The organism is Pseudoalteromonas sp. 2CM41L (assembly GCF_023161905.1).
Lineage (GTDB): Bacteria > Pseudomonadota > Gammaproteobacteria > Enterobacterales > Alteromonadaceae > Pseudoalteromonas > Pseudoalteromonas atlantica.
On sequence record NZ_JALNTN010000001.1, the window covers coordinates 249,351 to 262,947 of the forward strand.

At 40.3% G+C, this 13,597-nt stretch carries 12 protein-coding genes; 1 reads left to right on the top strand and 11 read right to left on the bottom strand.

Translation table 11 applies throughout. The features are described 5' to 3' along the window. Window positions 1–29: 29 nt before the first annotated feature. The 11 genes from MTF64_RS01100 to MTF64_RS01150 form a co-directional block, all read right to left on the bottom strand. A complete protein-coding gene (locus MTF64_RS01100; RefSeq protein WP_029772985.1) occupies window positions 30–557 on the bottom strand; it encodes a MotA/TolQ/ExbB proton channel family protein in 528 nt (175 codons plus the stop codon). Window positions 558–560: 3 nt separating this feature from the next. Continuing rightward, window positions 561–1,928, bottom strand: a complete 1,368-nt coding sequence (locus MTF64_RS01105; RefSeq protein ID WP_024031703.1) for a MotA/TolQ/ExbB proton channel family protein — start codon at window positions 1,926–1,928, stop codon at window positions 561–563. A 10-nt stretch (window positions 1,929–1,938) separates the two neighbouring features. Further along, on the bottom strand, window positions 1,939–2,691 hold the full coding sequence (locus tag MTF64_RS01110) for a DUF3450 domain-containing protein (protein WP_248450171.1): 753 nt from the start codon (window positions 2,689–2,691) through the stop codon (window positions 1,939–1,941). A 232-nt stretch (window positions 2,692–2,923) separates the two neighbouring features. Beyond that, a complete protein-coding gene (locus tag MTF64_RS01115; protein WP_248450173.1) occupies window positions 2,924–3,538 on the bottom strand; it encodes a DsbA family protein in 615 nt (204 codons plus the stop codon). Continuing rightward, complete coding sequence (locus MTF64_RS01120) at window positions 3,535–4,632, bottom strand: GGDEF domain-containing protein (protein ID WP_248450175.1); 1,098 nt, start codon at window positions 4,630–4,632, stop codon at window positions 3,535–3,537. The genes MTF64_RS01115 and MTF64_RS01120 overlap by 4 nt, the downstream gene beginning before the upstream one ends. Window positions 4,633–4,635: 3 nt before the next feature. Then, the gene (locus tag MTF64_RS01125; protein ID WP_248450177.1) at window positions 4,636–6,525 is read right to left on the bottom strand and encodes a methyl-accepting chemotaxis protein; all 1,890 of its coding nucleotides are present in this window, start codon (window positions 6,523–6,525) and stop codon (window positions 4,636–4,638) included. A 246-nt stretch (window positions 6,526–6,771) separates the two neighbouring features. After that, window positions 6,772–8,025 carry a sugar MFS transporter gene (locus MTF64_RS01130; protein ID WP_248450179.1) on the bottom strand — a complete coding sequence of 418 codons (1,254 nt, stop codon included), beginning with the start codon at window positions 8,023–8,025 and terminating at the stop codon, window positions 6,772–6,774. Window positions 8,026–8,109: 84 nt separating this feature from the next. Then, window positions 8,110–8,997, bottom strand: a complete 888-nt coding sequence (locus MTF64_RS01135) for a transporter substrate-binding domain-containing protein (RefSeq protein WP_031289408.1) — start codon at window positions 8,995–8,997, stop codon at window positions 8,110–8,112. A 90-nt stretch (window positions 8,998–9,087) separates the two neighbouring features. Next, entirely contained in the window at window positions 9,088–9,600 is a 513-nt protein-coding gene (locus MTF64_RS01140) for an RNA methyltransferase (protein ID WP_004586351.1), read from the bottom strand. Beyond that, window positions 9,600–10,112 carry a YcgN family cysteine cluster protein gene (locus MTF64_RS01145; protein WP_024031710.1) on the bottom strand — a complete coding sequence of 171 codons (513 nt, stop codon included), beginning with the start codon at window positions 10,110–10,112 and terminating at the stop codon, window positions 9,600–9,602. The genes MTF64_RS01140 and MTF64_RS01145 overlap by 1 nt, the downstream gene beginning before the upstream one ends. Before the next feature lie 95 nt (window positions 10,113–10,207). Beyond that, window positions 10,208–12,049: a DUF885 domain-containing protein gene (locus MTF64_RS01150; RefSeq protein ID WP_248450180.1), complete on the bottom strand. Its 1,842-nt coding sequence runs from the start codon at window positions 12,047–12,049 to the stop codon at window positions 10,208–10,210. A gap of 152 nt (window positions 12,050–12,201) precedes the next feature. Between MTF64_RS01150 and MTF64_RS01155 the strand changes: the two genes are divergently transcribed. Further along, on the top strand, window positions 12,202–13,473 hold the full coding sequence (locus MTF64_RS01155) for an amidohydrolase family protein (protein ID WP_248450182.1): 1,272 nt from the start codon (window positions 12,202–12,204) through the stop codon (window positions 13,471–13,473). The last annotated feature ends 124 nt before the right edge of the window (window positions 13,474–13,597 follow it).

Sequence of the window (13,597 nt, forward strand, 5' to 3'; positions counted from 1 at the left end):
ACTCTATAAGCCGCTTATCAAAATGTTACTTAATGGTCTAAAACCATGCTGTCTTCAAGTAGTTCAACTTCGCGCTTGGCTCTGCGCTGTAAAAACGTAGAGGCAAATACACCCGAAAGTGCACCAACCATACCTGCCATGGTTGGAATAGTTGCTTTAGAAACACCTGATGCCATAGAGCGCGCACTACCCGTACCGGTAATTGCCATTACATCAAATACTTCAATCATTCCCGTTACTGTGCCTAACAGGCCAAGTAGCGGACACAATGCAACCATTACATTTATCAGTGCTAAGTTGGTGTCTAAACGCATTGAAGCACGTGAAATCATCGCCTGGCGTATTTGCTCAGCATTCCAGCTATTGCGCTCTGCACGGTTTTTCCACTGTGCTTTTACGTTTTGCTTGTAACTACGAAAACCTTTGAAAAAATAAATAAATCGCTCGAGTATCAATAACCACATCGCGAAGATTAACACCCCGATGACCAAGAGGACTTGGCCACCAGTGTCGAGAAAATCACGGATAGCATTGATTGAGTCAATCAATAGCACCATGGTTTATGCTCCCTTCTCGCTTCGCTGTGCGATAATACCTGCGCTTTGCTCTTGAATAGTAAGCAAAATATTTTTAGCGCGTGTATTAAGTAGGGTGTATAAAAATACCGTAGGAATCGCCACAACTAAGCCTAGCACCGTTGTTACCAATGCTTGCGAAATACCACCAGCCATTAGTTTAGGGTCGCCTGTACCAAATAATGTGATTGCTTGGAAGGTGTTGATCATACCGGTTACTGTACCTAGTAAACCTAGCAGCGGCGCCACCACCGAGATGATTTTAATAAGCGTTAAATTACGCGTTACTTTTGGCATTTCACGTAAAATAGCTTCGCTTAATTTAAGCTCTAACGTGTCGTGGGCAACATCAGGGAACTGATCTTTAACTTTCATCACGCGGCCAAGTGGGTTGTCATCGCGTGCTACATCATCTTTAAGTTGACGACGAATTTTACCGCCCATAATCAGTAGTGAGAAAAAACGTTCAAGTGAGATAAGTAAAGCAATAACACCTACACCTAAAATAACGTAACCGACTGTGCCACCTTGGTGTACGCGCTCTTCGGTATCTGGTGCTTGCACTAATAAACCTAAAATTGAGCCACCCGTTGGGTCAAGTGCAAACTGCACAATACCATTTTTTGCATTTTGTAACTCTTCTGCAGTTGCAGTAAAACGTGCTACAGGCTGGCGATTTAACTCGCTTAAGGTATTTGTTACTGGGTTAAATTCTAGGTATTTACCGTTAGAGATTAAGTTAAAAGCACCTACACGTACCACTTCTTGTTGTGCTTTTTCACCACCTTGTACAATTACATCGGTAGTAAAGCGGCTTACTTTACCTTGCTCTGTCATTTCGCGTTGTAGCTCAAACCATACTTTTTCAATATCTTCGATAGAGGCAAGCTTTGAAGTAGAGCCCATTTTTTGTGCTAGCTCATCCATAAATGTGCTACGACCCGCAATTTCAGCTGATACCACAGAGGTAGCGAACTTATTGCTAGAATCACCAGCAACTTGCTGAAGCACACCAAATAGCTCTTTTAAAGAACCCATTCGTTTAGACAGTGTATCTGTTAAGTTAGCAAGTTTAATTTCGTTTTCTTCAAACTGTGTTTCTAAGCGCTCAGACTCAGCAAGCATTTGATTACGTTTTGCTTGTGTGTTGTTAAGCATTTGCACTTGTTCGTTTTGGCGCGCCATAAATTCTTGTTCGCGTTGCTTGTTTTGCGCGCTTTGAGCCGATTTGCCTTCTTCAAGTGTTTTTAATAGTGAGTCTAAGTCCATAGGCTCAGCTGCCACACTAGCGCCTGCAAAGCTTAGGCTTGCAGCAAAAAGGGCCATTTTTGTCATTTGAGTAAACAGTTTCATCTTCAACCTCTTATTCTGCTGCGTGTACTGGCAGAGTTAACATATCTGGGGCAAGTTGCTTACGTGCGATACGTAAACCTTTGTTGATTTGGCTAATTGTTGAGTCTGGTAAAGTAAAAAACGATTTTGTTTCTTCATCCCAGCTGCCAGCTTGCTTACCATCACGTGTTAAATAAATAAGCTCTAAGCGGCCAATGCGTAAAAAGTCTACTTCACGCTCTTTACCGTCTACCGTTAGCAGTGAGGTGTAGGCTTCAATAGTGCGTCCGTAATCAACTTCTACTTGATATGCTTCTAATACGCGGCGGAATTTTTCGCTTGAGTTAATATCTGCACGGTCCATCATGGCGTTTAAAGAGCTAATACGCTTAGTGCGCTCTTCTTGCAAAAATGGCACATCAAGTGCTACAAATTGCTCAAGCCCTTCAATCATGCGCAGCATTAGTGGTGTGATCTGACGCTCAATAATAGAGACCTGATCCATTGAAAGGTTAAGTGACTCCATTTCTTCAATTTGGTTATTTAACTGTTTAGTTAATTGCGCGTTATAAACAGTTAAACCATCAATTTCTTTATTAAGGGTTTTAAACTGTTGAAGACGTCCTTGCATTGAATCAGCAATCTTGTCTATTTTTGTTTGTGATTGCGCAGCTGATTTATTTATTTCACTGCTTTTATCGATAACCTTTTCTAAATCATTGGCATGTACTGCAGCACTTGCTGCTACAATACCAGCTAAGATCAATGGTTTAACGCCTTTCATCGCATACACCTTTACTCGTTAATTAGCGGATTTGCTAGTTTGTTGTTTTAGCCTAAACTGACTTGTTTTAGGCTAAAGATTTTCAATGAGTGAAATTGTATAGATGAATAATGACAGGCATGTTGCGCAAAAAAGTCTATTTTGTTACAGCTGTAACATTTGCGTCTTATATCGGAGTGTTTATATGCAAAGCGTGTATTAAAGCAGCAAATACACGCATTTTGGCTAGTTGTTAAGCTAATAAAGCGTTAATTGTGTTTAGTGTTTGCTGGTGATCGGTGTAATTTATTTTAATTGCAATGGCTTTATTATCAGTTATTAATACTAACGAAGGAAAGCCTTGTATTGGCAAACTTGCACTAAATGCTAACTCATCATGTAATTTTTGATTCAAATCCTCTGAGCAAAGTTCCTCGCAAAACTGTTGTTTATCTAGCCCGATTTTTTCAGCTAAGGTAATTAGAGTACTTTCATCAGATGGGTTTTGGGCATGTAGATAATAAGCATGTTGAATTGCCTCTATCATTTGTGGCTCTTTATTATGCGCTCTGGCAATAATCGCCGCTCTGCAGGCTGGGTAAGTAGAGCGCCTTGGCTGACAAACCTGCCAAAAATCAAAATTAAACTGTGTGCCCAACATCGCACTAATTTTATGCCACGTGCTTTGGAGCATGGCGCGCATATTTTCTGGCATGGGCTCTAGGCTATCTGGAGCAAGCCCCCCTACTTTGTATTCTATAGTCAGCTGCGAAGCTAATGCGGCTTTTAGTTTTAACCACGTCGGTTTATATCCCCAGCACCAACTGCACATAGGGTCGTGTACATATATAAGTTTAGTTTGAGTCATAGTGTTCCTGTGTGATTTGATACAACTTTGTTACGCCCTTGCTCTTTAGCTAGGTACAGGTATTCGTCTGCTTGTTTAAGTGCACGGCTGTAATGATCCACATTATCAACCTGTGCCACACCAATACTACAGGTAATAAATACCCGTTTATTATCGCTGGTTAAAATAGCTTGTTTTGCGACACATTGTCTAAAATCATCGGCTAATTTTGTAGCCACTGGGGCTGTTTCTTTAGGTAAAATCACCACAAACTCTTCGCCTCCATAACGGGCTTTAACTGCGGAATTTGGAAATTGTGAATCAAGTAATTTGGTAAATTCTATCAACACTGTATCGCCAAAATCATGACCATAGGTGTCGTTTAGTCGTTTAAAATAATCTAAATCAAGTAATAAAATAGAAAACGGCAGGTAGTTTTCGGGCGTTTTAGCGGCTAATTTTAAAAAGTGAGCGGTGATGAAACGCCTGTTCGCGCCACCCGTTAACTGATCTGTATAAGCATCTTGCGTTTGCGCAAGGGTTATATCAGCAATTGCCAGGTGACTTTTATGCCTGAAATATTCACCTATAAACGAAAAAATAAACACCAGTGTAAAAGAGGCTAAAAAACGAGACTTTTCAATACCGCCATAGTTAACTTGGCCAAAATCAGGCCCGTATAAAATAACACTGCAACACAGTAATAAGCCTAAGCCAAGCCTGCAGCCATGCTTTACACCTAAAGAGGCAAAACACACTACAGGGTAAAACATTAGCCAATAAAGCGCGGTATTTTCTTTTCCGCCTGTATACGTAAGGGCCACACACATAATAAACACTATACACATACTTATAAGTGCAACCATTTCCAGCTTGGCTGTTTTTATAAAATAAAAAGTGCCGCTAATAAGGGTAATATTAACCGCGATTAACGACGCGGTAAGAATAGGCGAATACACCGTGTAGTTAAACACCACCAACATAGAGATAACAATAATAGCAATGGCTATCATGGTGAATAGTGAAAATGCTTGGCGCTGTTTATCTGAGCTATACACCTTATCTATGTTAATAAGGCTTAACCAACTTTGCCCTGTAACCGGTTTTTTTGGCATATTTTAAACTCTAAACTTTTGAACCATTTGCTCTAAATCACTAAATTGTTGTTTAAGTTTAGTACATTCATTGAGGGTGTTTTTTAAATTTTCTTGGCTTTGTACCGATAACTCACTCATGCTTGTAATGTCTGCGTCGAGCACTTTAACAAGGTCGTTTTGCTCAACAGTGGCATTGGCAACACTATGATTAGCATTGCTAATTTGTTTTATTGACTCTATTATTTGGCCCATTAACACGTTCACACCTTCAGCGTGCTCTACGCTTTTTTCACTGTCTTGAATGCTTGTTTTCATCAGCTCTACCGCTTGGTTTGAGCCTCTTTGTAGTTGCCCTACGGTATCTTCAATCTCTTGGGTTGATTGCTGAGTACGATGAGCTAATTGGCGTACCTCATCAGCAACAACAGCAAAACCGCGCCCAGCTTCGCCTGCTCTTGCAGCTTCAATTGCCGCATTTAATGCAAGTAAGTTGGTTTGCTCGCTCACACCTTTTATCACCTCAAGCACTTGCCCAATGCTAATTGTATGCGCGTTAAGGCTATTAATAGTGTGTTGCGCTTGTTCCATATTGGCTGATAACTGATGAATACTATTAACGCTGTGCAATAAGGTTTGCTGGTTTTGTGTTGAATGCTCATCTGCATTTTTAGCAATTACAGAAGCGTCACTGGCGTTATTAGCAATAGCCATAGCCGATTGTGAAAAATTATTAACCGCCATGGCAACACTATCAGTACGTTTTGTTTGGTCATGGTGCATGGCTAGTGAAGAATGTGTCTGCGACACCACGCTGGCTATTACGCTATCGAGTTGTTCGGTCGTTAATTTAACGTGTTCTATAGAGTGCTGAATTTTTTCAATAAAAATGTTAAACGAGTGACTAATTTGGCCAAACTCATCATTGTTTTCAACCTTTAAACGTTTGGTTAAATCGCCTTCGCCTTTTGCAATATCTTCTAGTGCATCATTTAGGCGCGCCATAGGTTGCATTAAGTAACGCAGTAAAAATTGCATAAACACAATAATGGCTACAATTCCCACTAACATATAAATAAGCGCGTTAACACCAAAGCGAGACACCTCTGCATAGGCTTGGTTTTTATTAATAACTACACCTAAGTACCAGTCAACATTGTCTATGCCACGTATTTTAGTAAACGATATCAACTGCGGCTCACCCGCTATATCATATTGTGTAAATTCGCTATTAAGCTCAGTAGATTGGCCAAATAATTCGGAGGTGTTTTTTAAATTAAGTTCGCTATTAGGATGGCTTAGCACTTGGCCATTTTTATCTACTAAAAAAGCATACCCTAACCCTAAAAAATCAATATCGTTAATTATTTCAGTCACTGCGTGCATGTCTATATCTGCACCCGCTACACCACTAAAGCGGGCATTGCTTTGAATGGGCACAACTGCAGATATAGTCAGCTCGTTGGTGGTTACATCAATATACGGTGTGGTAAATGCGGTATAGCTTTTATTTTCAACTAACTTATACCAAGGTCGCGAGGTGGCATCAAAATCAGAAGGTAACACAATGCTTTGATCGTTAAGTATAAATAAACCACTTGGTTTACCTATATACGTGTTTTTAAAGCCACCAGCGTATTTAGCAGTATTAAGCTGGGCAAGGGTTAACTGTTTTGGATCACTATTTTGGTGAGTTTGCGCAATCGATTTTACTATGGTGAGTTTGGCGTTAAGCCAGCTTGCAATGTTTTGTGAGGTAGATTCTGAATTTTGCTTAAGGACTAAATCGAGCTGCTGTTGCGTTTGGTTTCGCATGGCGATGTAATTATTTATAGCAAATAAACCCAGTACAATAACCAGTACCATAGATGCTGCAATAGTCACTTTTGAGGTGAATTTAAGTGAGTTAAGCATGACTGCCCTTTTTTATTTTTTTGTTATTAATTATATTTTTAGCAAAAATTTAAAGGTATGTCGTCGTTAATGAGGTAGATAAGCAGGTTATGTACTTAAAATAAGAATAAAGAACCAGCTCTATTCGGTATATAGTTGTAACAACTCTATTTTTTTAAAAACAAACCCGCACTTGGAACGTTCCTATAAAATGGTAATAAAAAAGCGACTGAATACGTATTCAGTCGCTCTTTCATCTGGGAGTATTTACCACTTTTTAGCTAAACGAACCACGTTTAAGCCATACCAAGCAATAAATACATAACACACTAGCGGAACAAAAAAGCTTTGCTGAATATTAACAACATCAGCAATGTAACCTTGTAATAAAGGCACCAAGGCACCCCCTACTATTGCCAAACACAACCAACCAGAGCCTTTACTGGTTAATGAGCCTAAGCGCTCTATCGCTACAGAAAATATAGTCGGGAACATAATTGAGTTAAATAAACCAATGGCCAGTACCGCGTACAGGGCTACATTGCCTTGCGTAAATATAGTCACAAGTAATAAGGCAATTACCATGCAGGCATTAAATGCCAATGCTTTAGATGGCGCTATTTTTTGTAGTGCAGCAGAGCCAATAAAGCGGCCAACCATTGCTCCGCCCCAATAGTAGCTGATCAGTGCAGCAGCAGCGTGCTCTTCAAGCCCAGCTATATGTGCTTCGCCAAAAAAGTTAACTAAAAAACTACCAATAGCCACTTCACCACCGACATAACAAAATATAGCAAATACGCCCATTGTTAAATGAGGTGCCTGTGTTAGTGAGCGAGTTTCAGTAACCGGGTTATTTTCTTCTTTATGGCCTTCTATTTCAGGAAGTTTAATAAAGGCAAATACGATAGCAATAATAAGTAAGGCCGCTGCTAACATTAAATAAGGTACTTTTACAGACTCAGCAGTAGCAGCACTTGCTGCTAATGTACCTGCGGTACCAAAAAACAGGATACCTCCAACATACGGGCCTACGGTTGTCCCTAAGGCATTAAGTGCTTGCGCTAAATTTAGCCTAGATGAGGCGGTTTTTTCTGGCCCTAAAGCAGCTACATACGGGTTCGCAGAAACCTGCAAAACAGTTACACCAGCAGCCAGTACAAATAAAGCACCTAAAAACAACCAGTATTCATGCACCACCACCGCAGGGTAGAACAACATACAGCCAATTGAGGCAACCACTAGGCCGGTTAGTATGCCTTTTTTATAACCTAATTGTTTAACCAAAATTCCAGCTGGAATAGAGACAATAAAATAGGCGCCAAAAAAGCAAAACTGTACGAGCATTGCTTCAAAGTAAGTTAGGTCAAAAACGCCTTTCAGACGAGGGATTAGTACGTCGTTTAAAACGGTAATAAAACCCCATAAAAAAAACAGTGTGGTCATTGCAGTCAGCGGTAACAGGTAATTTTTATTTTGTTGCTCTTTGACCGCAAATGATTGATTGGTATTTATTTCACTCACGTCATTTTCACTCCATTAACAAGTTGAAAATGATTTTACACGTTTGCGACACATTATAAGTACAAAATAATTGGAACGTTACAATTAATCACATTCATTTAATAAGGACTGTTTCATCCTTTGGGTTTCGCCGCTATTTTTAAATTTGTATAAAGCAGTATTAATATCTTCTAATACAGTGAGCCAGTGTGGTGTTTTTTTACTTATCGCAAAATATAAAGGGTTATATTGAATTGCCTTGCTTTCTGGTTCAATAGCACTAAGTAGGGTCTGTTTTTCGCTATCGGGTAAAGCTGCATATTTTACCGAGTAAAGTAACACAGCGGGGTCGCCTATAATTAAATCTACACGCTTTGCCGCAAGTAACTTTACCAGCTGTAAATCATCAACGGCATTAATGATGATAAATTCGTTGTTATCCATCATGGCATCAAACTCAGGGGTATTTTGATACCCTCTTACAACACCAATACGCGAGCCTTTAAGCGACTTTAAATTGCCATTAAACCTGTCGGGCTCGCCTTTGCGTTTTAAAAAACCTATGTTACCGCCTTCAAACGAATTAGAAAGCCCTAAAAGCTTACGGCGTGTTTTACCTTCTATGTAATCAGATGGCGCGGTGTCTTCAATATAATACTCTGGCATTAACACATCGGCTTTACCTAGCTCTACAGAACGAACAGCTCTCGCCCAAGGAACAAACTCTATATAAGCACTATAACCAGCGCTATGTAGAATCGCCGTACTAAATTGATATACCCAGCCTTTGTTACACAGCTTATTACCTATGTACGGCGGCCAGTCTAATGTAACCACATGAATTGTTTGATTGCTGTTTGGCGTGCTAAATAGGTAACCCGATTTATAGCGCTCACCTATTACAGTGTGACGAGTATCATCTTGCATGTAGGTCACAGGAACCTCAGCAAAACAATAAGATGAAAAGAGTATGAGGATTAAAAATAAACGCATAATTAAATTTCATTTACAATATGTTCCTAAAGTGTAGAACTTAGTACATAAAGTAAAAGAAATTTTAATTAAAATTACAGCAGTGGGTGCTTAAGCTTTTACCCACTTCATTTTATTATTGGTATCGCGAGAATTAATAATAGTTGAGTCGCTGCTCTCTACCCCACCAAGTTTGGCTAAACGGTCGTAAAGTACCACATTGCAGGTGGCCGCAAGGTTCATACAACCAATTGTAGGTACGTAAACCACTTCATCGCACCATTTTAAAACCTCTTTTGGTACTGAGCCGTCTTCTGGCCCAAATACATAAAATGCGTTTTCAGGGTGTTTAAAATCAGGTAACGCCGTGGCGCCTTCAATCAGCTCAATAACCACAACCTTTGCGCCTTCAGGTTTTACACTGAGTAGGTTATCAGTGCCGGTAAGTGCAATACGCTCAACAACATTTTTAGTGTCGGTATGAAACTTTTTAGCATTTAAGTAGCGACTACCGGTAAAAAATACTTGTTTAGCGTCATAGCAACCCGCAGCACGTAAAACGCCGCCAACATTTGTCGGGCTTTTAGGATTAATTAAACCTATTACAGCCTTAAGCTCGCTCATTAGTCGCAATCCTTTGTTGGCCACTCAGCAATGTATAAATCAAAGTCATCGAGCTTTACGTCACAGTCTTTTACGGTTTTATCTTTAACAGAAATACCAAGCGCATGCATTTGGGTTTTGTCACCCTGATTTAATAGCGGATGCCAAGAGGCTAAACCTCGCCCCTCGTGAAGACGGCGATAACTACAGCTTTGCGGCATAAAAAAGATATCTTTAAGGTTGGCTTTGGTCAGTTTAACGCAAGAAGGGACAAGCGTTTGGCGGTTTTCGTATTCGCTACAACCACAGGTATTGTTATCAAGGTATTGGCAAACAATGTTGGTGAAAATAAGCTCTTCGCCTTCACGTAGTTGGTCGGTGGCGGTAAATTCGTCTTCATCTTCACTGTCAATAAAGGTATTTAAACAGCATTTTCCGCAACCATCACAAATCGCTTCCCATTCGTTTTGGTTCATATCGGCTAAGCTTTTTTTAAGCCAAAACTGTGTATTTGCTAACTCTTGATCAAACATAATTTACTCGCGCCCCTAAAGAGCGCGCATTCTAACGTATTGCTACAGCGTGCGCAAAGCCCGTGCCTTTATTTGTACGGGCTTTGTGCGTTTTGCTATTTACTGGCAGCAACCCAACGTTTAATTTTTTCCTCTAAAATAGGCATCGGCAAGGCGCCATCAATCAATATTTGCGTATGAAACGCTTTAATATCAAACTTATCACCTAACTCTTTTTTAGAGTAGTCACGTAATTGTTGAATTTTAAATTGCCCCAATTTGTACGACAGTGCTTGGCCAGGCCATGCAATATAACGCTCAACTTCTGCTATCACATCGCTTTTAGCCATTGACGAATTTGCCAGCATGTAATCGATACCTTGCTGTCGAGTCCAGCCTTTTGCATGAAAGCCTGTATCAAGCACTAAGCGCATTGCTCTAAGTTGCTCATCGGCCAAACGCCCGTACCACATATAAGGGTCGGTAAATAAGCCCAGCTCTTTTCCTAGGCTTTCTGCGTACAACGCCCAGCCCTCGGCAAATACCGTGTAGCCGCCAAATTTTCTAAAATCTGGAAGGCCATCTATTTCTTGCTGTAAAGCAATTTGAAAGTGATGGCCTGGCGCGGCTTCGTGTATAGAGAGTGTTTCTAATAAAAATTTTGGCTGCGCTTTAAGGTTATAAGTATTGATGTAAAAAATACCTGGTCGAGAGCCATCAGGTGCCGGCGCTGCATAAGATGCACCCGCTGCAGATTGAGCTCGATAAGGTTCAACCCCTTTTACAACATAAGGGGCTTTAGGCGCAACATCGAACAGTAAAGGGACGCGCGCATCTATTTTTTGTTTTATATCTTCATACGCTGCAATTAATGCCTCTGGCGTATCGTAATAAAATTGGTCCGAATCACGTAAGTGCTGAAAAAATTCATCTAAGGTGCCGTTAAAACCTACCTCGTGTTTTACTTTTTTCATCTGACTTAAAATACGCGAAACTTCACTTAAACCAATCTCATGTATTTCATCTGCAGAAAGGCTCAACGTGGTATTTTTTTTAATTTGATATTCATACCAAGCTTTACCATTAGGCAAGTCGCTATAGCCTACCGTTTCTCGGCTTTGAGGAATGTATTGATTGGCTAAAAAGTCGCTCATACTTATATATGCAGGCACTAATTGCTGCATAATAAGTGCTTTATATTGCGCCGTTATTTGCTGCTTTTGCTGTGCAGTAAATGAGGCTGGTAAGTTTTTAATTGGCCCCCAAAATAACGAATCCTCTGCATTTTTAACCACATGCGCAGCAAATTGTGGCTGAAGCTTTTTAGCTAATGGTTTTGGTAAGGTAATGCCCGCTTTAATCCCTTTCGCCATCGCGCGCTCTACACTGCTGAGCCACGTAATAAAGCCTTCGCTTCGTTTTATAAAATTATTGTAATCTTCTACGGTATTAAATGGCTGCGCACTTTGTCCCGAGCCAAAACCTGCAAAGGTATTATGCGCTCCCGCCATTTGGTTAATAGGCAGCATATAGCTTGGAAATTGCATTCCCTCTAAATTAAGTGCCAGGTCTCTTTGTAATATTTCATAGCTGAGTAACGCTTGCCCTGTTAACTGCGCCTTATCAATAAGTGTTAAACGTTGTTGATACTTTTTGTAAAACGCGGCTTTTTTTGCCCTATTCTTTTGGGTAATAGCGGGGGTAAACTTATCATTAAATTCACTGCGACCACTATAAGTTGCATTAATAGGTTTAAAGCTGAGTAACTCGTTGTAGTACTGTGCTACAAGTACATCTAATTGCTGCTCATAAGAGAGCTCTGAAACAATAGCTGCAGGTGCGTTTGACGTGTTTAGCTGTGCACTATTGCCAGTGTTATTACTGGTTTGTGTGTTCATACAGCCACTTAAAGCAAACATAACGCCACTGGCAACTAAGGCTAATTTAATTGATTTCATGGTAATCCTTTTTAGTATCGTCAGCCGATTATGCGCACTTAACCTGCGTTAATAAAGAAATTACGATAAGTGGCGATTAACCTATTATATTTACACTTTTATATTAGGTTGTTACATTTCAATTAATTAAACCGCCACCAGAAGAAAAAACAATGAAAAAAAAGCTACTCAGCGCCTCCGTTGCACTTATGTGTTTAGGAAGCTTTAACGCGCAAGCCCTTACTTATATATCTGCTAAAGCCATGGTAGATGTTCAAACAGGCGAGGTTATTCAATCGCCGCTGATCACCATTGATAATGGGGTGATCACTGATGTTACACAAAACAAAAAGCCGAGCATCAGCAAAAACGATCAGCATATTGATTTACCCGAGCTCACTTTAATGCCGGGCCTTATGGATATGCATGTACATTTGACCAGCGATCCTACGGTATCTCGAAGTGAGCGTTTAAGTCAGTCGGTACCGCGCATGGCCATTAAAGCCGCGCACTTTTCTAAAAAAACATTGCTTGCTGGTTTCACTACCCTCAGAAATGTAGGGGCCGAGGGCTATAGCGTGATTGCAGTGCGTGATGGTATTAACGCCGGAGATATTGTAGGCCCGCGTATTTGGGCAGCTGGCCCTTCGCTTGGGATCACAGGCGGACATTGCGATAATAACCGTTTACCACCAGAGCTAAAATACACTTCAACAGGGGTAGCCGATGGCCCATGGGCTGCACGAGTAAAAGTACGAGAAAACATAAAGTATGGCGCTAATGCCATTAAGTTTTGCGCCACGGGGGGCGTTTTTTCTAAAGGTACAAAAGTGGGTGTACAGCAGTATTCATTTGAAGAAATGAAAGCCATTGTAGATGAAGCCCACATGCGTGATTTACCTGTAGCCGCTCACGCACATGGCACAAGTGGTATTAAAACAGCTATAAAAGCCGGCGTAGATAGTATTGAACATGCCAGCTTTTTAGATGATGAAGCCATCGCACTTGCTAAAAAACATGGCACGTGGTTATCAATGGACATTTATAATACAGAATACACACTGAGTTTTGGTGAGCAAAATGGGGTAGATGAAGAAAACCTCAATAAAGAACGTCAAGTGTCTAAAAAGCAACGCGACAGCTTTAACCGCGCAGTAAAAGCCGGTGTAAATATGGTATTTGGTACCGATGCTGCTATTTACCCTCATGGCGATAACGCCAAACAATTTAGCCGTATGGTTAAATTTGGCATGAGCGAACTACAAGCAATACAGGCTGCCACCATTAACAGTGCAAAGCTATTAAAAATGGATAATAAACTGGGTCAGCTAAAATCAGGGTTTGCAGCCGACATTATTGCCGTAAAAGGTAATCCACTTAAAAATATCTCTGTGCTTGAGCGCATTCCTTTTGTTATGAAAGCAGGCGTTGTTTATAAAAAATAGTCACTAATTAATGTATTATTTTACAAAAGCATGAAAGCTTACACTTTCATGCTTTTTATTTACCGCATTAATTTAACCTTAAATTTACTTTTTAGAACAATAACTCACCTACTACGCAATTAAT

Excerpts from the sequence above, each read along its gene's own strand:
- MTF64_RS01105 (WP_024031703.1), bottom strand. The coding sequence starts at position 1,928 with ATGAAACTGTTTACTCAAATGACAAAAATGGCCCTTTTTGCTGCAAGC.
- MTF64_RS01145 (WP_024031710.1), bottom strand. The coding sequence starts at position 10,112 with ATGTTTGATCAAGAGTTAGCAAATACACAGTTTTGGCTTAAAAAAAGC.
- MTF64_RS01150 (WP_248450180.1), bottom strand. The coding sequence starts at position 12,049 with ATGAAATCAATTAAATTAGCCTTAGTTGCCAGTGGCGTTATGTTTGCT.
- MTF64_RS01115 (WP_248450173.1), bottom strand. The coding sequence starts at position 3,538 with ATGACTCAAACTAAACTTATATATGTACACGACCCTATGTGCAGTTGG.
- MTF64_RS01155 (WP_248450182.1), top strand. The coding sequence starts at position 12,202 with ATGAAAAAAAAGCTACTCAGCGCCTCCGTTGCACTTATGTGTTTAGGA.
- MTF64_RS01110 (WP_248450171.1), bottom strand. The coding sequence starts at position 2,691 with ATGAAAGGCGTTAAACCATTGATCTTAGCTGGTATTGTAGCAGCAAGT.
- MTF64_RS01100 (WP_029772985.1), bottom strand. The coding sequence starts at position 557 with ATGGTGCTATTGATTGACTCAATCAATGCTATCCGTGATTTTCTCGAC.
- MTF64_RS01140 (WP_004586351.1), bottom strand. The coding sequence starts at position 9,600 with ATGAGCGAGCTTAAGGCTGTAATAGGTTTAATTAATCCTAAAAGCCCG.
- MTF64_RS01125 (WP_248450177.1), bottom strand. The coding sequence starts at position 6,525 with ATGCTTAACTCACTTAAATTCACCTCAAAAGTGACTATTGCAGCATCT.
- MTF64_RS01120 (WP_248450175.1), bottom strand. The coding sequence starts at position 4,632 with ATGCCAAAAAAACCGGTTACAGGGCAAAGTTGGTTAAGCCTTATTAAC.
- MTF64_RS01135 (WP_031289408.1), bottom strand. The coding sequence starts at position 8,997 with ATGCGTTTATTTTTAATCCTCATACTCTTTTCATCTTATTGTTTTGCT.